This is a genomic window from Emticicia fluvialis, from assembly GCF_024793945.1.
Lineage (GTDB): Bacteria > Bacteroidota > Bacteroidia > Cytophagales > Spirosomataceae > Emticicia > Emticicia fluvialis.
This window is the reverse complement of sequence record NZ_JANUSD010000008.1, coordinates 225,730-251,754: the sequence shown is the minus strand read 5'-3', so window position 1 is coordinate 251,754 and position 26,025 is coordinate 225,730. Positions and strand designations below refer to the sequence as shown.

19 protein-coding genes are annotated in these 26,025 nt (G+C 42.5%); 10 read left to right on the top strand and 9 right to left on the bottom strand.

The window, feature by feature from the left end; all coding sequences use genetic code 11:
• Nucleotides 1-27 precede the first annotated feature (27 nt).
• Entirely contained in the window at nt 28-903 is an 876-nt protein-coding gene (gene sucD, locus NZ848_RS11610; RefSeq protein ID WP_101726805.1) for a succinate--CoA ligase subunit alpha, read from the bottom strand.
• A gap of 590 nt (nt 904-1,493) precedes the next feature.
• On the opposite strand from sucD, the gene murB reads away from it, so the two are divergent.
• Together murB and NZ848_RS11600 are read left to right on the top strand one after the other, a co-directional pair.
• Complete coding sequence (gene murB, locus NZ848_RS11605) at nt 1,494-2,510, top strand: UDP-N-acetylmuramate dehydrogenase (RefSeq protein WP_259015616.1); 1,017 nt, start codon at nt 1,494-1,496, stop codon at nt 2,508-2,510.
• Nucleotides 2,511-2,728: 218 nt separating this feature from the next.
• Entirely contained in the window at nt 2,729-3,460 is a 732-nt protein-coding gene (locus tag NZ848_RS11600; RefSeq protein WP_259015615.1) for a PorT family protein, read from the top strand.
• 81 nt (nt 3,461-3,541) lie between these two features.
• Here the strand turns inward: NZ848_RS11600 and NZ848_RS11595 are convergent, their stop codons facing one another.
• Nucleotides 3,542-3,994: a hypothetical protein gene (locus NZ848_RS11595; RefSeq protein WP_259015614.1), complete on the bottom strand. Its 453-nt coding sequence runs from the start codon at nt 3,992-3,994 to the stop codon at nt 3,542-3,544.
• Nucleotides 3,995-4,118: 124 nt separating this feature from the next.
• Here NZ848_RS11595 and NZ848_RS11590 point away from each other — a divergent pair, with 124 nt between their 5' ends.
• Entirely contained in the window at nt 4,119-4,535 is a 417-nt protein-coding gene (locus tag NZ848_RS11590) for a DoxX family protein (protein ID WP_259015613.1), read from the top strand.
• A 27-nt stretch (nt 4,536-4,562) separates the two neighbouring features.
• On the opposite strand, the gene NZ848_RS11585 is transcribed toward NZ848_RS11590, so the two are convergent.
• From NZ848_RS11585 to hflX, 4 genes are all read right to left on the bottom strand, one after another.
• Nucleotides 4,563-6,353 (bottom strand): acyl-CoA dehydrogenase, encoded by a 1,791-nt coding sequence (locus NZ848_RS11585; protein ID WP_259015612.1) that lies wholly within the window; start codon nt 6,351-6,353, stop codon nt 4,563-4,565.
• A gap of 3 nt (nt 6,354-6,356) precedes the next feature.
• Nucleotides 6,357-8,708 (bottom strand): ribonuclease R, encoded by a 2,352-nt coding sequence (gene rnr / locus NZ848_RS11580; RefSeq protein ID WP_259015611.1) that lies wholly within the window; start codon nt 8,706-8,708, stop codon nt 6,357-6,359.
• 47 nt (nt 8,709-8,755) lie between these two features.
• Nucleotides 8,756-9,406 carry a transposase gene (locus NZ848_RS11575; protein ID WP_259015610.1) on the bottom strand — a complete coding sequence of 217 codons (651 nt, stop codon included), beginning with the start codon at nt 9,404-9,406 and terminating at the stop codon, nt 8,756-8,758.
• Nucleotides 9,407-9,657: 251 nt separating this feature from the next.
• A complete protein-coding gene (gene hflX, locus NZ848_RS11570) occupies nt 9,658-10,893 on the bottom strand; it encodes a GTPase HflX (RefSeq protein WP_253532756.1) in 1,236 nt (411 codons plus the stop codon).
• Between the two features lie 842 nt (nt 10,894-11,735).
• Here hflX and smpB point away from each other — a divergent pair.
• Nucleotides 11,736-12,191: an SsrA-binding protein SmpB gene (gene smpB, locus NZ848_RS11565; protein WP_101726814.1), complete on the top strand. Its 456-nt coding sequence runs from the start codon at nt 11,736-11,738 to the stop codon at nt 12,189-12,191.
• A 33-nt stretch (nt 12,192-12,224) separates the two neighbouring features.
• Nucleotides 12,225-13,028 carry an HpcH/HpaI aldolase family protein gene (locus NZ848_RS11560; protein ID WP_259015609.1) on the top strand — a complete coding sequence of 268 codons (804 nt, stop codon included), beginning with the start codon at nt 12,225-12,227 and terminating at the stop codon, nt 13,026-13,028.
• Between the two features lie 45 nt (nt 13,029-13,073).
• Here NZ848_RS11560 and NZ848_RS11555 read toward each other — a convergent pair whose 3' ends face one another.
• Together NZ848_RS11555 and NZ848_RS11550 are read right to left on the bottom strand one after the other, a co-directional pair.
• Nucleotides 13,074-16,097, bottom strand: coding sequence for a PVC-type heme-binding CxxCH protein (locus NZ848_RS11555; protein ID WP_259015608.1), 3,024 nt, complete (start codon nt 16,095-16,097; stop codon nt 13,074-13,076).
• Nucleotides 16,098-16,315: 218 nt separating this feature from the next.
• On the bottom strand, nt 16,316-16,660 hold the full coding sequence (locus NZ848_RS11550) for a hypothetical protein (protein ID WP_101726817.1): 345 nt from the start codon (nt 16,658-16,660) through the stop codon (nt 16,316-16,318).
• Between the two features lie 189 nt (nt 16,661-16,849).
• Here NZ848_RS11550 and NZ848_RS11545 point away from each other — a divergent pair, with 189 nt between their 5' ends.
• From NZ848_RS11545 to NZ848_RS11525, 5 genes are all read left to right on the top strand, one after another.
• Complete coding sequence (locus NZ848_RS11545; RefSeq protein ID WP_259015607.1) at nt 16,850-18,481, top strand: sensor histidine kinase; 1,632 nt, start codon at nt 16,850-16,852, stop codon at nt 18,479-18,481.
• Nucleotides 18,478-19,224 (top strand): LytR/AlgR family response regulator transcription factor, encoded by a 747-nt coding sequence (locus NZ848_RS11540; protein ID WP_259015606.1) that lies wholly within the window; start codon nt 18,478-18,480, stop codon nt 19,222-19,224. Before NZ848_RS11545 ends, NZ848_RS11540 begins: the two co-directional genes overlap by 4 nt.
• A 58-nt stretch (nt 19,225-19,282) precedes the next feature.
• Nucleotides 19,283-20,716 carry a DUF4932 domain-containing protein gene (locus NZ848_RS11535; protein WP_259015605.1) on the top strand — a complete coding sequence of 478 codons (1,434 nt, stop codon included), beginning with the start codon at nt 19,283-19,285 and terminating at the stop codon, nt 20,714-20,716.
• Between the two features lie 234 nt (nt 20,717-20,950).
• Nucleotides 20,951-22,192 carry a PQQ-dependent sugar dehydrogenase gene (locus NZ848_RS11530; RefSeq protein ID WP_259015604.1) on the top strand — a complete coding sequence of 414 codons (1,242 nt, stop codon included), beginning with the start codon at nt 20,951-20,953 and terminating at the stop codon, nt 22,190-22,192.
• 160 nt (nt 22,193-22,352) lie between these two features.
• Nucleotides 22,353-22,988, top strand: a complete 636-nt coding sequence (locus tag NZ848_RS11525) for a TetR/AcrR family transcriptional regulator (RefSeq protein ID WP_259015603.1) — start codon at nt 22,353-22,355, stop codon at nt 22,986-22,988.
• Between the two features lie 56 nt (nt 22,989-23,044).
• Here the strand turns inward: NZ848_RS11525 and NZ848_RS11520 are convergent, their stop codons facing one another.
• The gene (locus NZ848_RS11520; RefSeq protein ID WP_259015602.1) at nt 23,045-25,897 is read right to left on the bottom strand and encodes a M16 family metallopeptidase; all 2,853 of its coding nucleotides are present in this window, start codon (nt 25,895-25,897) and stop codon (nt 23,045-23,047) included.
• Nucleotides 25,898-26,025: the final 128 nt, after the last annotated feature.

Here is a 26,025-nt window from a genome sequence, read left to right as displayed (position 1 = left end):
GACCTTTACCATCTAATAAAATTTTTATTATGCTCTGCCTAATGCTTTCAACATTGTGGCACCGATATCAGCCGGCGAAGCCACCACGTGGATACCACATTCGGCCATAATTTTCATTTTTGCTGCAGCTGTATCATCAGCTCCGCCAATGATGGCACCCGCATGACCCATACGACGGCCCTTAGGGGCGGTCTGGCCGGCTATGAAACCAACCACAGGTTTGGTACCGTTTTCTTTAATCCAACGAGCCGCTTCTGCTTCCATGCCTCCGCCAATCTCACCAATCATCACAATACCTTCTGTTTCAGGGTCGTTCATCAGCAATTCTACAGCCTCTTTGGTAGTAGTACCGATAATCGGGTCACCACCAATACCGATAGCCGTGGTTTGCCCTAAACCGGCTTTGGTTAGCTGGTCTACTGCTTCATAAGTAAGCGTACCTGACTTAGAAACCACACCGATTGTTCCTTTTTTAAATATAAAGCCTGGCATAATACCTACTTTACATTCTTCTGCTGTGATAATACCCGGGCAGTTAGGGCCAATTAAACGAACGTCTTTGCCTTGAATATAAGACTTTGCCACTACCATGTCTTTGGTTGGGATACCCTCAGTAATACAAACGATTACCTTGATACCCGCATCGGCCGCTTCCATAATGGCATCAGCTGCAAAAGCAGGTGGCACAAAAATAATTGAAACGTCTGCTCCTGTTGAGATTACGGCCTGCTCAACAGTGTTGAAAACAGGTTTGCCCAGATGCTCCTGGCCACCTTTGCCGGGTGTAACACCACCCACCACGTTAGTACCGTATTCTATCATTTGTCCGGCATGGAAAGTTCCTTCAGAGCCGGTAAATCCCTGAACAATTATCTTTGAATTTTTATTGACTAAAACGCTCATTATATCATTGATTAGATGATTAGTAGATTTTTTTACTCAAAACAGAGACAGCGTTTGCAAGCAAACTGAATGATTCTCAATTTTACGTAAAAGTAGCTTGAAATGAGAAAAGTGCAAAAGTTTTTTTGATGCAAATACCTGCCTGCTTTGGGCGAAAAATATAAGAATCTGATAGTCAACAGATTATAAGACATAAGTGTCTGACTAAAATTTCAAAACCCTTTGATTTTTCACAATTATTTAATGCAAGTGCCGATTGGCAGGCTAAAACGTACCTGAAAATAATTTATAGGCAGGGTGAGTAGTGGTTTAGTAAATCAATTACTAAATAAGAGGTAAGCTTGAATAGATGCTGCAAATATAGAATATTTCATATTTAAAGTATAAAAAACCAACGGAATTTGCAGGTTAATAATCATGCCACATCTTCAGAAATCAATAATAATCTATAAATCAGGCCGTTACCGCTATTGTTGCCCGTTTACAAACTTCACCTTGAAAACTATAATTTCAAACTTTGTTAGTTCTCATTCCTGCAAAAGCACTAAATTTGCGCAACGTGTAATTAAAATTCTTTTTATTTCTTCTTCATGACGGTTCAAACCAACGTATCGCTTAAGCCTTATAATACTTTCGGTCTGGAAGCTACTGCTAAATATTTTGTTGAAGTTTCAGGTATTGAACAATTGCATGCCATACTGAATGACCCGGCGTTTCAGCAAACTGAAAGACTAATACTAGGGGGTGGAAGCAATCTGTTACTGACTCAGGATTTTAACGGTATAGTAATCAAAATAGCCATTAAGGGCATTGAGAAAATTAAAGAAGACGAAGAGAACATCTGGCTGAAAGCAGGTGCCGGAGAAGTATGGCATGACCTGGTGATGTACTGTGTCAATAATGAATATGCAGGTGTAGAAAACCTGTCGCTAATACCCGGTACAGTAGGCGCTGCCCCTATGCAGAACATAGGCGCTTATGGGGTTGAGATTAAAGAAGTGTTTGAGAGCCTGGAAGCAATTGAAATAAAAACAGGTAACATAAAAACTTTTACAAAAGAAGAATGCCGCTTTGGCTACCGGGAGAGCATTTTTAAGCATGAAGCCAAAGGCAGGTATGTCATTATAAATGTAACCTTTAAACTGTGTAAAGCTCCTGTTTTTCAGGTAGCTTATGGAGCCATTCAGGAAACACTGGCTGCTATGAACGTGGAGACGCTGAGCATCAAGGCCATCAGTGAGGCGGTTATCAGTATCCGCCAGAGTAAATTACCTAACCCTGCCGAAATAGGTAATGCAGGAAGTTTCTTCAAAAATCCTGAAATACCCAAAGCACAATTTGATTTACTGAAAGAGAGGTTTCCGTCTGTACCCTCTTATCCGGTAAATGAAAATACCGTAAAAGTACCGGCAGGGTGGTTGATTGAACAGGCCGGCTGGAAAGGCCAGCGATTCGGACAGGTGGGTGTACACACCAAGCAAGCACTTGTGCTGGTGAATTATGGCGGCGGAAAAGGGAACGAGATAAAGGAACTTTCTCAGAAAATACAACAATCTGTTCTTGAGCAATTCGGCATCCAACTGCAAGCCGAGGTCAATTTTGTGTAAATCATATTTTTTACTTTTAAGAATCATCTACCTGCCAAACCGCTGACAGGGCAGTTACTGCCGTTTGTCATTGCCTCAAATTTTTTTTTACCTCTACGCAACCCCGGTGTTTGCTTTCTGCATCTTGTTTATGAAATGCAACAAAAAAAGTCTTTTTAAAAACTCCGCGGCAGTTTTTTTAAATATATCAGATTACACCATTATTAATTATTACTATTATGAAAACGCTTATAACAACCATCGCCGCTTTAGCAATTGCCATGACAGCCCACGTAAGTGTAATGGCCCAGGATGAAGAAGACCACTTCGACTCTGACAATAGAAACTATAACAGCAAAAGCTATAAAGAAGAACGCACCGAACGCAAAAGCCGGAATATGTTTTCAAGAAGAGATTTTGGTTTATACCTGGGTTTGAACACTTTCGACAATGATAAAACGCCAGAACTTGACAACTGGAACTCACGTTATGTGGCACTTAACTGGAAGAAAAACCATCGGCTTATTACAGGCAACAAAGTTGATGTGGCCATGGGAACCGGATTTGAGTTTGCCTGGAATAACTATATGTTTAAAGACAATATTACATTGAAGAATCAGGCTACCGGAGCAGATTTTGTAGAAGTGAAAGACCAATTAGACAAATCTAAACTTGTAGTTACCAGTTTCAATGTGCCTTTAATGTTGCAATTTGGCTTTAAAGAAAGCAAATGGATACTAGGCCTGGGTGCTTATGGCGGAGCCAGAATAAACAGCTACACCAAAATTAAAGGCGAAAACGGCACCAAACGTGACCACAGCGCATTTAACATGAACAAGTTTCACTATGGGCTGGCAGCAGAGTTAGGACACAAGAACTTTACACTTTTTGCCCGCTATCAAATGACCCCGGTGTTCAAAGATAACAACCCTGTAAACGGCAACACTATTATGTTTGGTATTCGTCTGTAATCAAAATAAAAAGTCAAAGCGTGCCACGGTTAAACTCTAACGAGTAAAGCCGTGGCACGCTTAATTTCAGCAAGCCTACCTTCAGATTTTAGTAAAATCAAGAGGCTGTATATCCGGCTCTGCATAACCCAGCCGCGCTTCTTTAGAAAAAAGGCGTTCTCTCGAATAAAAAATCAGGGCGTTGTTTCTGTCTGCGTATTTACTTTGCAGAAAGGCATTACAAATATCTTCAAATGACCGGCCTCCCTCCGAGTACCTTATCCAGCATTCGCTCAGCAACCAGACCCAGAAAACCGTGATGGTATCATGATACCCGCCTGAATCGGTATTCATTCCACCGCCAGCCTCATTATAAACCGGAATATGAGCGCGCATTTCAGCAAGGGCCTTTTCGTAACCCATTCCGGCTACATGCCACAGGCCGGTAATAAGATGTGCCTGGTGTGTCCAATCAGCAGAAGGTAACGTTTTGGCCAGAAAGCCACTTACCAGGTAATCAATCTCTTTTTGAGTAACGAAGCCGAAAGAAGCCATTGATTCAAAATTTTATTCTGATTTACAAACAAAAAAACGCTTTTGCTGGCACTATTCAAAATATTATTCTGCAATATTTTTCGATAAGGTATTTTCGATATATTTGCTAAAAAACTAAAATACCATGAGCCCAATCTTTGACCATACCTTGCTTAAATTGATTCAGGTTGCGATATCCCTTTTTGCCGGGGTGCTGTTTCTTCAATCCGGTTTCGATAAAGTAATTGATTTCAGCGGCAATAAGTCTTATATTCAGAGTGTATTTGCCAAGACATTCCTGCGCAGTGTTTCTACGATGCTATTTATTGTTATTCTGATTCTGGAGGTTTCGGCAGGGATATTTAGCTTCTTAGGTGGAGTGTACTATTTTGCAGAAGGCCAGGCAGATTTTGCGGTGCTAGGTTTAGAGGTATCTACCCTGGCCATTCTTTGCCTGTTTACGGGGCAACGCATTGCTAAAGACTATGCCGGAGCGGCTTCGCTGGTGGGATATTTCTTATTAATGGTTTTCGGTATTTATCTGTTCTCTCTGCATGGCTAACACCTCAGCAGAGAAGCAGTGCTATTATCAGAACCAATCACTTTGCATAGAAATGGTTACCTGGTCTGCACTTAGCAAACGCTTCATTAGTGCGTCGGCTTTTACGAGTTCGTATTCATAAAAGTAGCGTGCTGTCATGAGCTTGCCCTGATAAAAATCTCTGTCTGTATCATGTGCACCCGGCATACTTTGCTGCGCTGTAATGGCCTGCCTGAGCCACTGCCAGCCAATGGTAGTAAGGCCGAAAAGCTCAAGGTATAGTGTGGCTTCAGACAGATACTTTTCAACCTCTCCTTTGCCTGCCAGGTTCAATAAATGCCCCGTTACCTGTTGAGCCTTGCCCAATGTTTTTTGCAATTGGTCTGCCAATGGTTTAAGCTCATTAATAGCCAGCGCCTGGTTTATTGTTTGGCTTATTTCTTCAAAGAATAGCTGTGCCCCTTTACCTTCATGAATAGTGATTTTTCTGCCCAGTAAGTCAAGCCCGTGAATAGCCGTTGTACCTTCATGTATAGGATGAATGCGGGCCTCACGATAATATTGTTCGACAGGGAAATCGGTGGTGTACCCGGCACCGCCCAGAATCTGAACGGCCGCGCTGGTAGAAAGACAGCACATTTCTGAAGGGTATGACTTGGCAATGGGTGTAAGTAAATCAAGCAATAACTGCGCACGCTCTTTAGCCTCTCCTTGTTCAACATGCGCAAGGTCGGCCAGTTGGCTGCAATACATCAAAAGAGAAAACGCCCCTTCTGTTACTGCTTTCTGAAATAACAACTGCCGTTTAATATCTGCATGATTGATTATAGGTGTCTGCGGCTGCAAAGGGTCTTTTTCAGAAATTTTTCTACCTTGTGGTCTTTCTTTTGCATAAGCCAGAGAGGCATAATAAGCCGCCGTACCAATAGCGGCAGCACTAATACCAATGCCTATGCGGGCCTCGTTCATCATCTGAAACATGTAACCAAGACCTTTGTGGGGTTCTCCTACCAGATAGCCTTCACAATCATCGTTCGAACCCACCATCAAATGCGCAATGGGTGCGCCCTTGTAACCCATTTTATGATATACACCAGCCGTAACAACATCATTTGATACCAGACTACCACCGGCACCGATGCGTTCTCTGGGTACCACAAATAAAGAAATGCCTTTTGTTCCTGCCGGCCCGCCTTTGATTTTGGCCAGCATAAGATGCACTACATTGGTGCAGGCATCGTGGTCTCCGCAAGAGATGAATATTTTCTGTCCTTTCAGGTTGTAGACGCCTGCCTGTTCAGTTGGCTCGGCCGAGGTGCTGATGTCAGACAAAGAGCTACCTGCATTGGGTTCGGTAAGAGCCATAGTACCCTGCCATTCGCCAGAATACATGGGCGGAGTAAAAGTATCAATCAGTTGTTGCGAGCCGAAACTGCGGATGAGGTTAGCGGCACCGGAAGTAAGAAACGGAAAAACACTAGCCGAATAATTAGCAGCCTGACAGATAAACCCTGCGGCATTAAGCACTGTTACAGGTAGTTGCTGCCCGCCTTCTTCATAAGAAAACCCGGCGTTTATCCAGCCATCCTGTCCAAACTGCCTTACAATCGGTTTCATTCCGGGGTGTACTTTTATTCTGCCGTTTACCAGTTGCGGTTCTTTCCTGTCCATTTCTGTCAGGAGCGGATACAGCATTTTTTCGGCTATATGTCCTGCGGCATCAAGCACCATATTAAAAGACTCGCGGTTATGATCCTGAAAATAGGCATAACGATTTAGCGATTCAATATTGAGCAGCTGGTATAGATTAAACTGAATGTCTCTTTTTGAAAAAAACATAGATTATCTTCTTCTTCTTCTTTTGCCTTTATCCTTACTACCAGCATTACCGCTGGCTGACTTTCTGCCTGCACTTCTGTTTGAGCCCCCTCTGCTGCCCCTGTCACGCGAGGCAGCCCTTCTTGACTTGGTATTTACGCCTGAAGAAGCCCTGAAAGCCTTTCCTGAAACGCTCACCAGCTCAAGGTCCATGCTTCGGCGTTCCATGTCTGTTGCTTTTACACGCACTTTAACGGCTTCGCCAAATGATATTACCCTGCCATTGCGTTTACCAACAACCCGGTAATTCTCTTTATCGAGTTCATAGAAATCATCATTCAAATCAGCCAGACGAACCATCCCTTCACAACTGGTAGAGGTTATTTCTACAAACACACCAAAGTCTGTAACGCCTGTTACCACCCCATCAAAAATGGTGTTGTGGTCTTGCATGCTCATGAACTCTACCTGTTTATACTTGATAGAAGCTCTTTCGGCTTCTGCTGCCAGTCGCTCGCGGTCTGACGAATGCTTCGATTTCTTTTCGTATTCTTCCAGGCTCGGGGCTTTTTTTTTGTCCAGGTAATTCTGTAACAAACGATGCGCCATCATGTCGGGGTACCGCCGAATAGGAGAAGTAAAGTGGCTGTAATGATCAAACGCCAGGCCGAAGTGCCCTAGTGGTTCGGTTGTATACCTTGCTTTAGACATGGTTCTTACAGCCAGTTGTTCAAGCACATTTTGTACAGGCGTACCCTCTACTTCTTCCATCATCTTATTCATGGTGGTCGATAACCCCTTCTCAGAGTCTGTTTTGATGGTAAACCCAAAACGCGCTGCAAAATTGGCGAAGGTACTCAGTTTTTCAGGGTTTGGCGGTTCGTGTACACGATAAACCATGGTATTACCAGGGTTTTCTTCGTTGGGCTCTTTCTGCTTGCGCTTACCCAGATTAAATACAAATTCGGCCACTTTCTTGTTAGCCAGCAACATAAACTCTTCAATCAGTTTATGTGCGTCTTTTCTTATTTTTAAGATAACCCCCAGCGGCTTGCCTTTTTCATCGAGCCTGAACTTCACTTCATTGGTCTCAAAATTAATAGCTCCCTTACTGAAACGCTCCTGCTTAAGAATCTTTGCCAGCCTGTTAAGCGTATGCAAGGGCATACCATACTGGCTGGCTATTGCGTCGGCCAATAATTGTTCGTCCTCTATTTCCAGAATCTCCTGTGCCTCTTCGTAAGTAAATCTTTTATCGGAATGAATAATCGTTCGCCCAAACCATTCTTTAGTAATGATACCTTCATTGGTCATTTCAAAAACGGCCGAGAAGGTAAGCTTATCTTCGTTGGGGCGAAGCGAACACAAATTGTTAGAGAGCTTTTCAGGCAACATAGGAATGGTTCTATCTACCAGATAGATAGAGGTAGCCCTGTTCAGGGCTTCTTCTTCAAGTCTGGTGCCGGGCTTCACATAGTGTGTTACGTCGGCAATATGTACGCCAATCTCGTAGTTTCCGTTTTCCAGTATTCTGAAACTCAGGGCATCGTCAAAGTCTTTGGCATCGTGCGGGTCAATTGTAAAAGTGAGTATTTCTCTAAAATCTCTTCTTTTCTTAATCTCGGCTTCATCAATGGCTTCCGGAATACGCTCAGCTTCTTCTTCAATTTCTTTCGGGAAACGGATAGGCAGACCAAATTCGGCCAGAATGGCGTGCATTTCAGCATTATTATCGCCGGCTTTTCCTAATATTTCAATAATCTCGCCCACTGCCTGCTGGCCATTGGCCGGATAAGAAAGAATCTTCACAATTACCAGGTCGTTCCTGGTTGCTCCGTTTATTTTTTCTTTCGGAACAAATATATCTTCATGCAAACTTTTATGGTCGGGCCTTATCAATGCATAATTGCCAAAAATCTGGGCTTTGCCTACTATTTCGCTCCTGCCGCGTTCCAGTACTTCTACAATTCTGCCTTCCGGATTTTCACCTTTCCGATAAAAGTCGCCGAAAGTAACCACTTTAACGAGGTCGCCGTCTATGGCGCCATTCAGGTTATCTGCTTCAACCCAGATATCCGGCTTGCTGTCGTCATGCCTTACAAACCCAAAACGTGGGTTTACGTGGTCAAGCCGCCCTACGACTGCATTTGTTTCTTCGTCAACGGTATATTTGCCTTTTTCTGTCTGCTGTACCTTGCCTTCTTCCAGCAAATCATCAATAATCATCGCAAACAGTTTTTTTTCCTGCTTGTTATGTATATCATAATGTTGATAAAGGTCTTGTAAGGTATAGGGTTGTGTGGTGTTAATCGACAAAAAGGCCAGAATTTCTGCCTTTTGTCGTTCATAATATGATTGATGTTTGTTTTTTGACATTTTATTATTGACGGACACCGTCCGTCTGTTTTATATTAATTATTAGGTCATGGCTGAGTGTAGTCTTGGTACTTTTTGCTTACAAAACTATGTTTCCAGTCTTGCCAGTTTTTACATAGTCCTGCTTTAACCGGATTATTCAGAACATAATTAACTACTTTACTCAATTCATTGTTGTCTCTTACTACTCTGTCATAACTTTCATGTTGCCAGAATTGTCCGGTTCTATCCAACAATTCATTTGCTTTCTTTGCTGAAAAACTTTTAATCGACTGCAATAGCCCATATAAGGCAAACTCTTTCTTAAGCTCAAAAACCACATGAATATGATTTGACATGATGGTATAACAAATTAAATCATACCTCTGTCCATCAAAATACATTAAAGATTCGGCTACTATTTCTGCAACAGGATGTATTTTAAGCCAATGGTTACCAGTGGTCAGATTGTCAAGTATACGATCATATTTTCCAAAAAACCTTTTATGTGCATTATCTACTTGTTTTAATTTCTCTTCATGAGAACAAGTTGAACTTTGAATGATTTGAATTTCTTTCTCTCGTGCCTTTTTTAATTCCTCTATTTTATGTTTAGGTAAGCTTCCATCCAAGCGCGTTGTTATAAAAAAGATTGTATCGTGTGGTGGTTGATAATGCGGTAAATCTTTTCTGTAAAAGGACTTGATTTCCTGCTTCATTTGGGTAACAGCAATATGTTAGTAACAGCAATTTGTGGCGCGAACATCCTGTTCGCGGTTAGATTAACATTGAACCATAACTTATTTGTACAGATAAACTAAATTCTATTTTATAGCGAACTACAATTTCGCCTCACAATTTTCTTGTGACGCGAACTTATAGTTCGCGGTTGATTGCCTCGGCACCGGTTATAGATATTTCTGTTGCCTTTACCAGTTTTTGCGACGAACTGAAAGTTCGCGCCACAAGCTTACTGCCATTCATACAAAGGATTCAGGGTCGGGTCCCAGTTCGGATAAATTTTGAAGTGTTTCTCCTGTACTTTATCTAACAGAATATCGCGCAGCTGACCGATATTCTCTTTGTGCTCGGCAGAAATAAACACTACATTCTCGGTATTTTTGGTCAGGTAACTCTTCTTAAGTTTTTCCAGGTTCCGTTGCAGGTCTTCTTCTGTTACGGTTTCCAGATGCTCGTCCAGGTTTTCTTCAGTTTCAGGCTTAAACAAATCAAGCTTATTAAAAACAAGTACCGTTGGTTTTTCGGCAGCGCCAATCTCGGCCAGTGTTGCATTTACCACTTCAATCTGCTCTTCAAAACCCGGGTGAGAAATATCAACCACGTGTATCAGCACATCAGCCTCTCGTATCTCATCCAGTGTCGACTTAAAAGACTCAATCAGGGTGGTTGGCAGCTTTCTGATAAACCCGACGGTGTCTGTAAGCAAAAACGGAATATTGCCCAACACAACTTTTCTTACCGTCGAATCGATAGTGGCAAAGAGCTTGTTTTCTGCAAATACATCAGCCTTTGCCAGCCTCCTCATCAGTGTAGACTTACCTACATTGGTATAACCCACCAATGCCACGCGCACCAGGCGGCTACGCTCTTTGCGGCGGGTTGTACTTTGTTTATCTATTTTCTCAAGTTTGTCTTTCAGAAACGCAATCCTGTCCTGCACAATACGCTTATCGGTTTCAAGCTCCTTTTCACCGGGTCCGCGCATACCAATACCACCCTTCTGACGGCTCAGGTGGGTCCACATACGGGTTAGCCTTGGGTACAGGTATTGGTATTGTGCCAACTCTACCTGGCGTTTTGCCTGGTCGGTACGGGCTCGCTGCGAGAAAATATTTAAAATCAACAGACTTCTGTCAAGAATCTTAATATCCTTAAATGCTGCTTCCAGATTACGTACCTGAGAAGGCGTGAGGTCATCATCAAAAATAATGGTGTCAACAGGATTTTCAATAATCCAGGTTTCTATCTCTTCCAGTTTACCTTTTCCAACAAAGGTTTTCTGGTCGGCTCTGTCCAGTCTTTGTACAAATGTCTTTTTTGTAATTACTCCGGCTGTTGTAGCCAAAAAATCTAATTCGTTGAGGTAGTCATACGTACGCTCAGCGTTTTGTTTCTGCGTAATCAGACCAACCAGAACGGCCGTTTCCTGATGCTTTGCAGTTGAAAAAATGGGTGAATTAAGCAATTTTTACTAATTTTTGTTTACTAAACGATAACTATTTAACTTCTTGAAAAGTTTCTGCCCGCGGCCTTGCGCAATTGGGAAGAAAACACTCAAACAAGTATTTTGAAGCCTGATAACCAGCATACCATCATAAAGCAGAAACATAATTGCATTAACTGTGCTGATAGGCTTTTGCCAGACCGACTTCAGAAGAACGAATGGTTCTTAATAAATATAATAAAAAAAATGGAAACATTATATATTTTTTTGGATAAATTTACATCCCCGATATTTGAACAACAACCAAAAGAGTAAAAAAAGTCTACCTTTCTGAATACCAACAGGTAATAATTTATCTGTTTTTCTGACAGGCAAATCAGGAATCCGGCATAGATTTAGATAATTAATTTTGTGGCTAATGCTGTTTGTAAAGCCGAAGAACCAGTGGTTTTAACTTACCATAAAATAAGAAAATTAGATTTTTCATTGTGGTTTCATGTTATATATCATAAATTGCACTATTTAATTAATATACCTTCAAAGACTGAATATAGATATACAAACGGAGCGTTTGAGAAAGTGGCAGGGATGGTTATCTAATAAAATTTTCAGCTTTGTACCGGGAAGTTTCCAATGTTTTTTTGAAACTTCTCACCTTGGAATCGAATCCAGATAGAGCTTATACATGGATTATTAGGAAAGCACGTAAGTCGGAATCCCTGTCACTATTTTTGAGACAGGGATTTTTTATTCTTAAAAATTGTATGAAACATTAAACATCCGGCACCCCATTACCTGTTCTGGATAATGGTGACGGAATCAACCATAAGGCAGATAGCCCGTCTTATGACAATTGTAGTATTATGAAAGAGAAAATTGCAAAAAAGATTGATGTATTTAATAAAAAGGCTGGCTTTGAGTATTTTTTCCTGGAAAAATATGATGCAGGAATGGTACTGACAGGCACCGAGATAAAATCGATACGTCTGAATAAATTCAATATGACAGACGCTTATTGCTTTTTTATTAATGGTGAATTGTTTGTGAAAAACCTGAATATATCTAAATATGACCAGGGTACGCATTATAACCATGAACCTCTACGCGACAGAAAGCTGCTGCTTAAGCGAAAAGAACTGAAACGTTTAGATAATAAACTGACCGACAAAGGATTAACCATAATACCCACCCGCCTGTTTATTAACGACGGTGGCCTGGCCAAACTGGAAATTGCACTGGCCAAAGGTAAAAAGTTGTATGACAAACGCGATACCATTAAAGAAAGAGATGTATCGAGAGAACGCATGCGGGAAGAATAAGTCTACTGAACCATTCAAACCACCCAAAAACCTATGAGACCTAACCGACTAAAACAACTCTGGAAAGAAGACAAGACCGTTGTTAATGCCTGGGTAACGATACCTTCGTCGTGGACAGCAGAAGTAGTAGCGCATTCAGGCTTTGATGCCATGACTATTGATGCCCAGCACGGGTTGGCAAGCGACCACATGACCATACTGACCATGCTTCAGGCTATTTCAACCACAGATTCGGTTCCGCTGGTGAGAGTGCAATGGAACGACCCGGCTACGCACATGAAAATGCTCGACATGGGCGCTTACGGCGTAATATGCCCCATGATAAACACCCGCGATGAATCTGAAAGTTTTGTAGGCGCCTGCAGGTACATACCCAATGGTTACAGAAGTTTTGGGCCGGTGAGGGCTAGTGTGTATGGAGGAGACGGCTATTTTGAGCAATCGACAGAGGAAATAGTAACCATGAGCATGATTGAAACGGCCGAAGGTTTGAAAAACGTGGAAGACATTGCCAAAACACCAACCATGACAGGGCTGTATATAGGCCCCTGGGATTTGAGCATTGCCATGAGACGCCCCAAACAGGGCGACTTTGATGATGCAGAGCTGCTGAAAGCCTTTGAAAAAGTGCTAAATGCCTGCGCAAAAAATAATCTGGTAGCGGGCATTCAGTGTCCGTCACCGGAAGTAGCCGTGCGGATGTCTGAAATGGGTTTCAGATTTGTAACCGCCGCCAACGATACAACCCTGCTTAAAGAAGGCGCCGTAGATACCGTAAGGCAGTTTCATCAGAAAGGCACAGGTAAAAATACCCATGTAAGTAACCCTTATGCCTGAGAAAATTATTCTGGGAAGATCAAATGAGAGAGGTTGAAGCCTCTCTTATTTGTTTTGAATAAAGGCTATCAAATCTGCCATTTCTTTAATGCTGATAGCATTCTCCAGGCCGTTAGGCATTATAGAAGTTTCTGACTTCACCATTTTGGCTATATCTTTTTTCTGAATCACACTTTCTTTGCCGCCTACTTCCCGCAGGGTTAGCACATTGGCGTTTTCCTGCAATATCAGGCCGGCCATGGTGTTATTATTCTTGAAGGTCAGTGTCCAGAAATCATACTTATCGGCAATGGAGTTATTCGGGTTGATAATTTCCGTAATGATTGAAGTAGCATTACGGCTTCTCAAGGTAGAAAGGTTCGGCCCGAAGTTTACACCGTTTACGCCTTCAATCTGATGGCACGTAGCGCAGTTTTTTTCAAAAACCAGTTTGCCGTTGGTTTTGTCGCCTTTTGTATCCAGCGCCTTCAGGTAGTTCTGTAATACTGCTTTCCGGTCTTCATTTACAGCAAGCACCTTACGGGCAAAGGCGCGTATATTGGTTTCTTCATAATTCATCAGATCAACCATCTGCCGCCAGCCTATGGCAGCCTTGTCGATTCTCTTGGTTTCTAAAGCTGAAAGCAATAACGGAATCCGTTCAGGCTTAGCCATCAGTAATTCAACCACTTTTTGCTGAATAGGCGCCGAGAACGTCTTGAATTCTTTCAGCAGAAAATCAAAAGTAGACTTATCTCCTATTTTGCTCAGGGTATTCAGAACAGTTACCTGCACCAGTTCAGGCTCTTTGCGGGTAAGTATTTGCAGAAACTCATTTTTGTAAGCGCTGGCGTTGGCAATAGACAATAGCTCAACGGCATCGGCTCGCAGTTTTTCATCCTGTTTTTTATCGCTCAATATTACTCCGGCCTCTTTTATTTTAGCAGTTACCTCTGCTGACCTGGGCAAACCTGTTGCTTCCAGCAAATCGAGGCAGGCTTTTCTGTATTCTGCTGTACTTTGAGCAGAAAAAGCAGTCAGTAGCTGTTCTTTCTGTGCATCTGCCAAAGGCACCGTTATGCCCTTATAGTGCCATAATTTAGATATACCGCTAAGGGTTGCGGCTTTCCACCAATCGGCATCGCTATTGCCATTACTGGTGCTTACCCTGGCAAACACTGCCGTAAATACCTCTTTATTACCACTATTGGCAATGGTTGCCCCCAGATTAGAGAAAAACTCGGCTGTTTCATTTGATTTCTCAGCAGCCAGTTCTTTTACTGCAAAGTCAAAAACCTGGTTTTCTTTACCCGCAAAAGATGCGATACAGGCCACCCCGACCCATTTATCATGAAAATCGCGTTTCAGAATGGCAAGCCGGGCTTGCTCTGAAGCAGGCGTTTTTACAAAACCCAGTGTATTCAATAGCTGAAACCTCACTTTATTGTTGCCATCGTTCTGCAAGGCAATCAATTCCTTCTTTAGTTTTTCAGTGTTCGCCCCTGCCGGATTCCGGCTCATGTAATTTTCAGCCACTCTGATACCATTCTCACGCACGCCTGCTTCACCATCGCGGAAAGTCTGGATAATGTCTTGAACGTCTACAGTTTTCAGCCCATCCAACAACCAAAGTGCATGTACTTTGGCTTCGGGCAATGCGCTTTTGCCTATAATTTCTCTCAGGTTACCTGCTATGCCTTTCGCCTGGCGGTGTAGTAGCAAACGTTGCGCAGTGCGCCGGTACCAGATGTTGTCGTTCTCAAGCAATTTTACCAGCTCAGCATCTGATTTCTTCGATAAATTCAGCTTACCCAGCCAATCCATTGGCAATCCGTTTTCAGGTACAATTCTGTAAATACGGCCTTTGTCTGTACCATTATATAAGGCGCCTGATTTATTGATTTCGTCAGACATCCACTCCGGATGCTCAATAATCTGGCGGTAATAGTCAATTACGTATAAAGCGCCATCTGGCCCGATATAGAAATTTACCGGCCTGAACCAGGCATCTTTTGAGGCCAGAAACTCCGATTTTTCATTCAGGCGGCTGGCAATAAAACTGGCTCCTGCCTGCTTGATAACGTCGGCATGCACCATGTTATGAACCGGTTCACCTACAAACGTAACATCTTTAAATTTATCTCCGAAAGCGCCGCCAAGATACCAGGTAACACCGCATGAAGAGGTAATAACCCCTACATCAGTTAGCAACTGGTGATTCGGGTTTTCTGTGATGGGGTATATTTCTGCTGCATTGCCGTGGTCAGAGATATCATGCGTTGCAGTAGGAAGCAACAAATCAGGATTGTTTTTCATGTAGGGTGCAGCCAGCACTTCATGAAACAGGTGGTCGGCATTACTGGTATATAACCTGTGCCCCCAGGCGTCTACGGTATGCCCGAACTGTGTCTCACCCGACAACTCCTCTACCTGGTAGCTATCTAAATTAAACCTTACTGCACGTCCGTTGGCGTTTTTACCCAGATGCTGCCCATCAGGCTTATCAGCAAAATAAATATCCTTCCCTTCATCGCCAAATTCCTTTTTATAGACAAAAGGCGTAACGATGGCTTCATGCCCCAGGTAAATCCAGTTATCTAGCTCAAAGCGGGGTGTGTTCAGGTTATGCTGCGGGTTAGATAACGCAAAGCCTGTCAATACCACCTTTCGGATATCGGCCTTCCCATCGTTATTGGAATCTTCCAGATAAATGATATCCGGCGTATCAGTAACCAGAATGCCTTTCTTCCAGCGCATAATTCCTGTGGGCAGTTTTAGTTTATCTGCAAAAACAATGCTGGTGTCAGGCACCCCGTCATTGTCTGTATCTTTCAGCAGCTTTACCTTGCCCGAATTACTCAGATCAAGCGGGTAGCCGTGCATTTCAACCACATACATATTGCCGTCTTCGTCTATTTCCATGGCTACGGGGTCTGCTATCAGTGGCTCAGCAGCTACCATTTCTACCTTAAAACCGTCCATGACAGTAAGGGAAGCCAGCGCTTTCTGATGTTCAGGCGAAAGAGCTTTTTGAGGTTTTTGCTCACATGCAAAAAGCAGCCATACAAGAATAATGGATAAATAGCGCATAGAATAGAATTTTGAAGATATGACTCTGATTGGTAATTTAACAAAAAAACAGATGGTAACAGCTACGGGGCGCGTAAAAAACCATACTGGAGACATTTTACCAGTATATAATAAACAAATTGCCAGTTTGCCATTTTAATCCTGTCAATCAATATATACTAACAGGCACAAAAAAAGGGCTATCAGAAGCCCTTTCAATACCAAAAGAAATACAGATTCTATTTCTTCTGAAAAAGTCGCCCTAAACCACCTGCAACAAAACTAAACACCAGCGACATCACCACTGCCACATAAGAGGCAAACATGGCCAGGTCTTCACTAACAGGTTTGATGGGTTTGAGGTAATAAAAACTGATTACTACGGTTGCTTGTACCAGTGCCAGAATCCAACCACGGCGGGGCTCCAGAAAACCAATCAGAAAGCTAGACAACGCAATGGCGCTCATGGCATAATAACCTGTTTCAACATGAAAATTAGTGTAGGCTATTAACGCACCGGTGCCTATGGCTATGAAAATATTACGAACTAAAACCAGATTTGATTTATGTGTATTTGCTGTCATGGGAGCAGAATTTAAAATTTAGAACAAATGTACTAATTCTTAATTAACTAGCAAAAATAAAATCACAAAAACGTACTTCAGGCCTAAAAGGCCGACAAAATACTACATTCACAGTTATCTATACCAAATTCACAGTTGCCCCGGCACTCTGAAAAATTAGCTATATCTTTGAAACATAACCATAGTGCTATGAACAAGATATACCTATTTTTCTTTTTTCTCTTCAATATTCCTACCCTTGTTAACGCTCAAATTAAATGGGGTGATTATTCACAGAGTTTTGAGACCGGGTCATTAGACAAACCTGCAACAGTAGCTTTGATTCTGGCTATTCCAAAAGAAAATAATTCATTCTGGAAAAATAACGGTAATAGCAGTCGGTTTAATGATTTTGTAAAGTATAATTCATTCAAAGATTTACGCGTTAATAATATCGTTGCCCGCACAACCTTTGATACCGCCCGGGCTCAATTCTTCTTACATGGAGTAAACATAAAAAACGCTTCTTCCTACCAGTTTCGGGTTACAGAGTACCCCAGCCAAAAGATTATTGTTCAGTGGCAATCAATTACCCGTTTTACGGAGTCAACCGTAATCAAAGACTCCGGCTTGCCACAAATGGCATATCTGGGGGGATATAAAGCGCCCATTGGCAGTATGGTTGTTATGGATGTACGAAAAAAAGGAAGCCCTCCTATTATTGCAAGCAGCCTGGTGGCTTGGGAATCCATACGCCCCAAGATAACAAAAATTTATACTTCTGATAATCTGGATATATTTCTGCAAAAATTACAGTATCCCTGGGCCAGAACCAGAACCGACCATTCTAAATACACGCTTGAAAAGCTCAATTTACCTGCTACCAATACAAATTTAGTATTTATACTGAATGCCGACATTTACTCTAAAAACCAGGTTCAGTACCAGTTGTTACGCAACAACAAGCTCATTAGACCCTGGCAAGACAACGAATATGATAATAGTTTTATCTGGCTGAGAGATTTTTCACCGGGTCAATATCAAATCAGGATTCGTTATACGGTGCAGCCGCAACACATAACCGAATATAGCTTTGTGGTTGAACCAAACTGGTATCAGACACTTTGGTTTAAGCTCTTAATTACAGGCATAGGTATCATTACACTGGCGCTTGTTATATTTGTATTTCTGTTAATACGCCAACGAAATAAAACGATACAGGAAACCGCAAAAAAACAAAAACTGCACTTAGAACTTCAGGCACTTTATGCACAGCTAAATCCACATTTTGTATTCAATGCGCTTAGCTCCATACAGGGGCTGATTAATCAACAGGATATTAAAGGAGCCAACGAATACTTGTCTGATTTCGCACGTTTAATGCGGGAATCGCTAACTAATGGCAGCAAAGAAGAAACACCACTTTGGCAGGAACTACAAATGATGGAAACTTACCTGCGGCTGGAACAACTCCGGTTTGGCTTTAGCTACACCATCAAAGTAGATGAAGAATTAGATTTGTACAGCAATAACCTGCCTTCATTGTTATGGCAGCCTTTACTTGAAAACGCTGTTAAACATGGCGTAGCGCCCTTACAACAGGCCGGCCGGATTGCTATTGGTGTTGAAAAGCAGGATGCTCATCTGATTATCCGGATTGCTGACAACGGCAAAGGGATTCCAATCCCTGAAACCGGCAACGGTTTTGGATTGAAATTAACCCGTAACCGCATCGCACTATTGAATGACCTGACCCCTGAGCAACCAGTTTCTTTGAATTTTAACAATTCTTTATCAGTAGGAACCGAAGCAATATTGACCCTTACCCATTGGCTATTATGAAAGCTGTTTTAATTGACGATGAAATCAATAATCTGAATAATTTAAAGGCTCTATTGGAAACATATTGCCCGCAGGTAGAAGTATGTACGATGGCCCAGAGTGCCGACCAGGGAAAAGCGGCTATCTACACTTATCAGCCTGATTTACTTTTTCTGGATATCCAGATGCCCGGTCAGGACGGATTTGCATTGCTCAGAAGCCTGACCCGATATGACTTTGAAATTATTTTTGTTACAGCTTTTGACCAATACGCCATTCAGGCTATGAAATTTTCGGCTGTTGATTACCTGCTTAAACCTGTAAACATTACTGAGCTGCAAGCTGCAGTAGCCAGAGCAGCTAAACAACGGCAGCTAAAAGTACAGAACCAACAGGTAGTTCATCTGATACAGTGGCTGGAAGCGCAATCTAAAAAAGAAGACCTTCAGATTGCACTTTCAACCACTCAGGAAACACGCTTTGTAAAGACAAACGAGATAATACGGTGTGAGTCTTCCAACAATTACACTACTTTCTTTTTAAACGATAAAACAAAGCTACTGGTTAGCAAACCTATTTATGAGTACGACGACCTGCTAAGCAATAATGGCTTTTTACGTTGCCATCAGTCGCATCTGGTCAATAAGTCGTACATAAGAAGCTGGCAAAAAGAGCATGGAGATTTTCTGCTACTCACCGATGGAACTCAGGTGCCAATTTCAAGAGGCAAAAAAGAGCTTGTCAAAAATGCCCTTCATATCTAACCGGCTTCTACTGTTCTAACAGGCAAATTCTTTCAAACATATTAACCCTTAATAACTGATGAAAAAACTATCAGCTATCTTTCTTATGCTCTTTTTTAGCGTTCAGGCCTCAATGGGACAAATCTTATCAGAGCCTGATTCGCCTGTCAGGCTTTCAGAAACCTACGAGTTGGCGAATATTATTCTTGCGCTGACTGACTATGGCAAGTCTGACCCCTGGGAGGTTTCTCAACAATCTGGCTACTATCAACAGGTTAGGTCTCATTTTGACAGGTTTGGTAATCATCCCCTTCTTACAAAGGTCAATTACTCACGGCAACAATGGGAAAATTATCTCAGTTTCCGTACCGACGCCTATGCTTTCAGCTTTGATGCGGTCAATCACCTTGTCAGAAAATTCCCGATGGTTACTAACAAGGGTTTTAATCCTTTTGAAGAAAACCTGCAACAGATAGAAGACTTTGTGAATGTATCGGGGTTCCGGCAGTTTTATAAAGCCCATGCCTCCTACTATCAGGAGTTGGCAACTGCTTACCTGGCCAGTCAACATTACCCTGCCATGCTTGGTTTTCTGGAAAAAGAGCTGGGCAAACATGCTGTGGGTAGTACTTATGCAATGGTTATGTCTCCCTTGGTTGGCCGTATGAATTGCCATAGAAGAGTTAATGGAATTGAAACTGATTTTATTACTTTACCCGATTTTCTGCTGACAGGCAAAGCCATAAAAGAGGCCAGCCAGGAAGAAATTGCCTCTGGCACCCACATGTTATTTACCGAACTGGACCATGCCTTTGTTAATCCGCTTTCAGAAAAATATCGTTCTCTGATAAAAGCCCATTTTGATAATCAGCTGTGGGATGCAGGCAGTGGCTATGAAAAAGACACCCTGGCTACATTTAACGAATACATGACCTGGGCAGTTTATGATATTTTCGTAGAACAATATTTCCCGTCGGTTGCCACTAAAGTAAGTCTGGATTGGACAATGCAGAATGAAACCCGTGGATTCTATGCCAGCGCATTGTTTACAAAAGAACTAAAGACCCTGTATCATAACCGTAAACCGAAACAGACTTTAAAGGATATCTATGCCACATTTATCAAGAGAACAGGCTTGCTGAAAACTTCATTAACGAAACCAATGATCCAGGAATGCGACCTCAACAATAAAACGATTCATGACACTACCGCAACATTTGTTATCAGATTTTCAGAGCCCATGCATCAGGCTTCGTCATTTACAGTAGTTCGGGTAATTGAACAGAATGGCGAAGTAAAAGCAGAACAAGTAACGGTTAATAGTGCCAATAATAATTTGGCGTGGTCTGATAACGGCATAGTAGTGAGTTTTCGGCTTGGTTTGGTCAACGACACGGTAAACCATCTGGTGTTAAATTACCCCTGGAAAACTATCACCCCTCTTCAAAGTATTCATGGTATTAATCTGGCTCCTTTTTCACATATTAAAACAACGGTAGCCAGCACAAAATAAATACGGGATATCATTCACAACATGAGACAGAATCAGCATTAAAACCCATTGGTTTATTATTTAAAATTAAGCAATTAAGGTTTTAATACCGTACGAACAAATTAATCAGCTAATAAAATTTTCAGCCGTTTTGCTTTCAATTCAGTTATACATATTGATGTCTTAAAACATAAATAGCCCATGCTGGCATTAAATTTTACGACAAACAATATCACACAAAAACAAAGCACAACAATGAAAAACGAAATTCTGACATTGATGGTGGTTGGCCTGATGGGTCTATCTTCATGCAAGAACAATTCTACCGAAGCGCCTGAAACTACTGCCAATGGCGACAGTATCTCAACTGCGGCCTCAGTTGAAACCAAAGACCCCAATACAAACTACAAACCGGCTTTTGCAGGCCAGACACGCGTTGCCGCCGTAAAAACACAGACGGCATACGAAGGTAAAGTACTTACAAACGACCTGAAAAAACCCTGGGGACTTGCGGTTTTGCCCGACGGCAGATTGTTAATTACAGAAAAAGAAGGGACCTTGCGTTTAGCCAGCAGTTCAGGTACACTAAGCGAGCCCATTACAGGGCTGCCCAAAGTAGATGCTGACGGTCAAGGTGGTTTATTGGGGATAACGATTGACCCTGCCTTTACCAGCAACCGGATGGTGTACTGGGTTTTTTCAGAGCCACAAACGAGGGGTAATCTGACCGCCGTTGGAAAAGGCAAGTTGTCGGCTGATGAAAAAAGAATTGAAGGTGCTACCACAATTTACAGAGCCACCCCCGCTTATGACGGCGACAAGCACTATGGCGGCCGCATTCTTTTTGATAAAACCGGCAACCTTTTTGTGAGTACCGGAGAGCGCTCTGACCTTGAAACCCGCCCGCAGGCGCAACAATTGAACTCGGCTTTGGGTAAGATATTATATATAACCAAAGACGGAAAACCCGTAAGCGGCAACCCTTTTGCCTCAGATGCCAACAACAAACCTGAGATATACAGCTATGGCCACCGAAACGTACAGGGCCTTGCTTTGCACCCGCAAACAGGAGAATTATGGGAAAATGAATTTGGGCCTAAGGGTGGAGACGAGGTAAACCTCATAAAACCCGGCAAAAATTACGGTTGGCCTGTTATTACTTATGGTATAGAATATAACGGCAATAAAATAGGAGGCGCTATTCAGCAAAAAGAAGGGCTGGAGCAACCGGTTTACTACTGGGACCCCGTCGTGTCGGCCAGTGGTATGACTTTCTATAGCGGCGATGCCATGCCAGAATGGAAAAATAATTTGTTTCTGGCTTGCCTGAGTGCCACACACATTGCCAGGCTGGTTATAGAAAACAACAAGGTAACGGGCGAAGAACGATTGCTGGAATCAGAAAAACAACGTTTCCGCGATATTGCACAAGGCACTGACGGAGCCTTATATGCCATTACCGATGAAGGCCGTCTTTACAGGATTTTCAAGAAATAAATTAGATACAAATCCATCGGGCTAAAGCATTCAGCCCGATGGATTTGTATCAGCTTCAGGGCTTTGGCTTATTTCTTTGAATATTCTAAACATCCTGCTGAATTAGTACAAACGCACTAAAACTGATAGGATTTTGTAACTTCGTGAAAAATTGCTTTTCATGACCACCAAAGAACGCATTCTCCATACATCACTTCAGTTATTCAATGAACAGGGCATAGACGCCGTAACGGTGAGGCACATAGCAAAAGAACTGGGTATGAGCCACGGTAATCTGTGCTATCATTTCCCGAATACCGATACCATTGCTGAAAAACTGTATGAGCAATTGATTAATGAACTGAATGCCGTTATCAATGAGCCTGCCTCACTGGATGCCGTCAACCTGCAAACCCTGTACAAACTTGCTGCTTTTGTATTTGAGAAACTGTATAAGTATAAATTTCTGATGCAGGATTTCATCAGCCTTATGAGGAGAATCCCCAACCTGAAACAGAAGCACCGCGATTTAATCAATAATAGAAGAGTTTTTTTTAAGGCCGGGATAGACGCCGGCATTCAGGCCGGATTCTTAAAACCTGAAATGATAGCAGGGCAATATGAAAACTTTTTCAACCAGCTTTTTATCATTGGTGATTTCTGGCTGGTAAGCGCCGAGATTTTGTATGAAGGCAAAGAAGAAGACAAACTGCTTACGTATCTGAATATTGCATTTACACTCATTGTACCCTACCTTACAGAGAAGGGGCTGGCAGAATACCGGGAGTTGCAAAAACAAACGGAGACCCTGCAATAGAGCCCCCGTTGATTCAGATTTTTAATTAAGCAAACCGTAAGGTCGCCTCATAAATATTAGTTTTTACTACCAGACACCCCCTGAGCAGGTGCAGGTGTACCATTAGCTGCCTTTTTATCAAAATCACCTGCTTTCACAATCGTGATTTTCTTAGGATCAATGAATTTCTTCATAGCTGCATTTATCTGTTCTGCTGTTAAAGCCTCAACTTTTTTCTCAAAATCGGCATCAAAAGCAAGGGTTCTGTCGTAATAAAGATAGCTGTTCAAACGGCTCGACAGCTCGTTGTCTTGTGCACGAGACACATTACGACTTTGCAACCAGCCTGCTTTGGCGGCCTTCAACTCTTCTTCAGTAAAACCTTCTGTAACTACTTTATTCATTTCTTCATAAAAGGCCTTTTCAAGTTTTTCGGCGTTTTCTGGCGCATAAATGGCGTAAGTCATAAAATTGCCTGATTTGTCGAACGGCGCACCAGACAACTGAGAACCCACACCATAACTGATACCTTCTTTCTGGCGGATTCTTACAGCCAGACGAGAACTCAGGAAGCCACCACCTAGCATATAATTGCCCAGCAAAAGCGCCGGGTAATCAACATCGGTATCCTGTAACGGCAAGTTCAAGCCTGCAAGAAATAGCGCATTGGCTTTATCAGGGGTTTTGATGGCGTTATTTGTAGGAGCAATGTCTTGATACACAGCCTGAATGCGCTTAAACGGCGTAGGGCTTTTCCAGGTACCCAATGAGCTGCTGATAAAGTTTTTGATGGCTGGCTCATCGAAATCACCTACCACAGAAACGGTAGCGGCTGAGGCACCGTAGAAATCACTGTAGAATTTCTTCAGGTCTTCCAGTTTTACATTTTTTACATTCTCCAGTTGCTCGTCCAGAGTTCCTACATAGCGCACATCGCTCTTCGGATAAGGGTTCATGGTACGCTGAAATGCCACAAATGCCAGACCCTGCGGGTCGCTCTTCTGCGCCTCTATCTGTGCAATGTTTTCCTGTTTCAGTTTGTCAAACTCGTTGGCATCAAATACCGGGTTTTTCAATATATCGTTTACAATGGCCAGCGCCTTAGGAAGATTTTCTTTGTTAGACTCAATATTTACCGATACACTGTTACCACCACCACCAATAAACACCTGCGCTTTCAGCTTATCAAGGGTATCTTTAATTTGCTGGCGGCTCATGGTTTTGGTGCCTTTATTGAGCATTGAGGCCGTAAAAGAAGCAATAGTCTGTTTGTTTTGCAGGCTTTGCTCGTCGCCCATTCTTAAAACAATATTTGCTCTTACCGTATTTCCGCGGGTTGATTTCTGCAAAAGCGCATACTCAAGACCGTTAGGCTCCTGACCGCGCTTTGTGCGGCTTTCAATATTAGCCGGCGACGGATCAAAAGCTTCTCCTTGGGCTACCACTGCGCGGCCTTTATAGTTTTTCACAAGCTCATCAACGTTCGGTGCTTCCGGCACACGTACCCTGTCAGGGTTTTCTTCAGGTATAAACAAGCCAATGGTGCGGTTTGATGGCTTAAAGTAGAACTTAGCTACTCTTGCTACATCTTCCGGTTTTACTTTTTCAACGGCATCACGGTAGATAAAGGCCAGTCTCCAGTCACCTGCACCTATATACTCACTCATTTGCAAGCCTGCTCTTTCGGTGTTGCGCAAGGTCAATTCAAGCGATTTCAGGATTTCGTTCTTCGCACGGTCCACATCTTCTTTCGTGATGCTCATGGTCGGTACGGCATCCAACGTTGCCAGCATTGTTTTTTTGGCGTCTTCCAGATCTTTGTCTTTCAGTACAGAAGCGCCGAAATACAAGAATGTAGGGTCTTTATTAGTGAAAGAATACGAATACTGACCTGATGCTTTTTTGCTTTCAACCAATGCCTTATAGATTTTACCGGCTGGTTCGCTGGTCAGTATTCCCTGTAGCACGTCTAGTGCGGGGTAGTCAGGATGCGCGTTGCCACAAATATGGTATGCGACGCCAATAGCCTGCACATCGCCTACACGGCGCAAAGTAACCGAACGCTCGCCATCCTGTACAGGCTCAACCGTATAAGTAGGCTGCAGCACACGTGTAGGGCGTGGTATAACACCAAAATATTCGTTTACCATTTTAAGGGTTTTAGCCTCATCTATTTTTCCGGCAACCAATAGTACGGCATTATCCGGCTGATAATATTTTCTATAAAAAGCCTGCAGGTTTTCAATAGGCACTCGCTCAATATCCTCGCGAGACCCGATGGTTGAATTACCATAATTATGCCACAGATAGGCCGTTGCTATAACTCTTTCGCTTAATACGCTTTCCGGGTCGTTTTCTCCCATTTCAAACTCATTTCTTACAACAGAAAACTCTTTTTCAAGATCTTCTTTTTTGATGAACGAGTTAACCATTCTATCTGACTCCAGGTCCAGCGCCCACTTCAGGTTTTCTTCAGTGGCCGAGAAGGTCTCGAAATAGTTGGTGCGGTCAAGCCAGGTGGTACCATTAGGGCGGGCGCCGTGGTCGGTCAGTTCCTGCGGAATATTGGTATGTTTAGTTGAGCCCTTAAACACCATGTGTTCAAGCAAGTGCGCCATACCGGTTTCGCCATAGCCTTCATGGCGAGACCCCACCAGATAGGTAATATTAACGGTAATGGTTTGTTTAGATGGATCCGGGAACATCAGTACCCGCATGCCATTTCCAAGAACATACTCTGTGATACCTTCCACCGATGTAACTTTTACGGGGTCCGGAATCACCGGTTTTTCGGTCGCAGCTGCAACTTCACCTTTTTTCTTTCTCTTTCCTTTTTTCTGAGCGAATGCGTCTCCACCCAGCAGGAAAATACCCACAAGCAAAGTAATAGCCAAATGCCTGATTGGGAAGCGCCGGTAGTTTTTTAACATAATTTTGAGAAGTATAAAGTAAATATTTACAAATAAAGAGGCCCCAAAATAAGCATAAGTATTTAACTTTCGCTTAAATTGCCGAGTTAATTTTAACATTAACGACATAACATGATTAAATAATTTGT

Bases quoted from the DNA above. Each gene is read 5' to 3' on its own strand.
- sucD (WP_101726805.1), bottom strand. From the start codon at position 903: ATGAGCGTTTTAGTCAATAAAAATTCAAAGATAATTGTTCAGGGATTT.
- murB (WP_259015616.1), top strand. From the start codon at position 1,494: ATGACGGTTCAAACCAACGTATCGCTTAAGCCTTATAATACTTTCGGT.
- NZ848_RS11600 (WP_259015615.1), top strand. From the start codon at position 2,729: ATGAAAACGCTTATAACAACCATCGCCGCTTTAGCAATTGCCATGACA.
- NZ848_RS11595 (WP_259015614.1), bottom strand. From the start codon at position 3,994: ATGGCTTCTTTCGGCTTCGTTACTCAAAAAGAGATTGATTACCTGGTA.
- NZ848_RS11590 (WP_259015613.1), top strand. From the start codon at position 4,119: ATGAGCCCAATCTTTGACCATACCTTGCTTAAATTGATTCAGGTTGCG.
- NZ848_RS11585 (WP_259015612.1), bottom strand. From the start codon at position 6,353: ATGTTTTTTTCAAAAAGAGACATTCAGTTTAATCTATACCAGCTGCTC.
- rnr (WP_259015611.1), bottom strand. From the start codon at position 8,708: ATGTCAAAAAACAAACATCAATCATATTATGAACGACAAAAGGCAGAA.
- NZ848_RS11575 (WP_259015610.1), bottom strand. From the start codon at position 9,406: ATGAAGCAGGAAATCAAGTCCTTTTACAGAAAAGATTTACCGCATTAT.
- smpB (WP_101726814.1), top strand. From the start codon at position 11,736: ATGAAAGAGAAAATTGCAAAAAAGATTGATGTATTTAATAAAAAGGCT.
- NZ848_RS11560 (WP_259015609.1), top strand. From the start codon at position 12,225: ATGAGACCTAACCGACTAAAACAACTCTGGAAAGAAGACAAGACCGTT.
- NZ848_RS11555 (WP_259015608.1), bottom strand. From the start codon at position 16,097: ATGCGCTATTTATCCATTATTCTTGTATGGCTGCTTTTTGCATGTGAG.
- NZ848_RS11550 (WP_101726817.1), bottom strand. From the start codon at position 16,660: ATGACAGCAAATACACATAAATCAAATCTGGTTTTAGTTCGTAATATT.
- NZ848_RS11545 (WP_259015607.1), top strand. From the start codon at position 16,850: ATGAACAAGATATACCTATTTTTCTTTTTTCTCTTCAATATTCCTACC.
- NZ848_RS11540 (WP_259015606.1), top strand. From the start codon at position 18,478: ATGAAAGCTGTTTTAATTGACGATGAAATCAATAATCTGAATAATTTA.
- NZ848_RS11535 (WP_259015605.1), top strand. From the start codon at position 19,283: ATGAAAAAACTATCAGCTATCTTTCTTATGCTCTTTTTTAGCGTTCAG.
- NZ848_RS11530 (WP_259015604.1), top strand. From the start codon at position 20,951: ATGAAAAACGAAATTCTGACATTGATGGTGGTTGGCCTGATGGGTCTA.
- NZ848_RS11525 (WP_259015603.1), top strand. From the start codon at position 22,353: ATGACCACCAAAGAACGCATTCTCCATACATCACTTCAGTTATTCAAT.
- NZ848_RS11520 (WP_259015602.1), bottom strand. From the start codon at position 25,897: ATGTTAAAAAACTACCGGCGCTTCCCAATCAGGCATTTGGCTATTACT.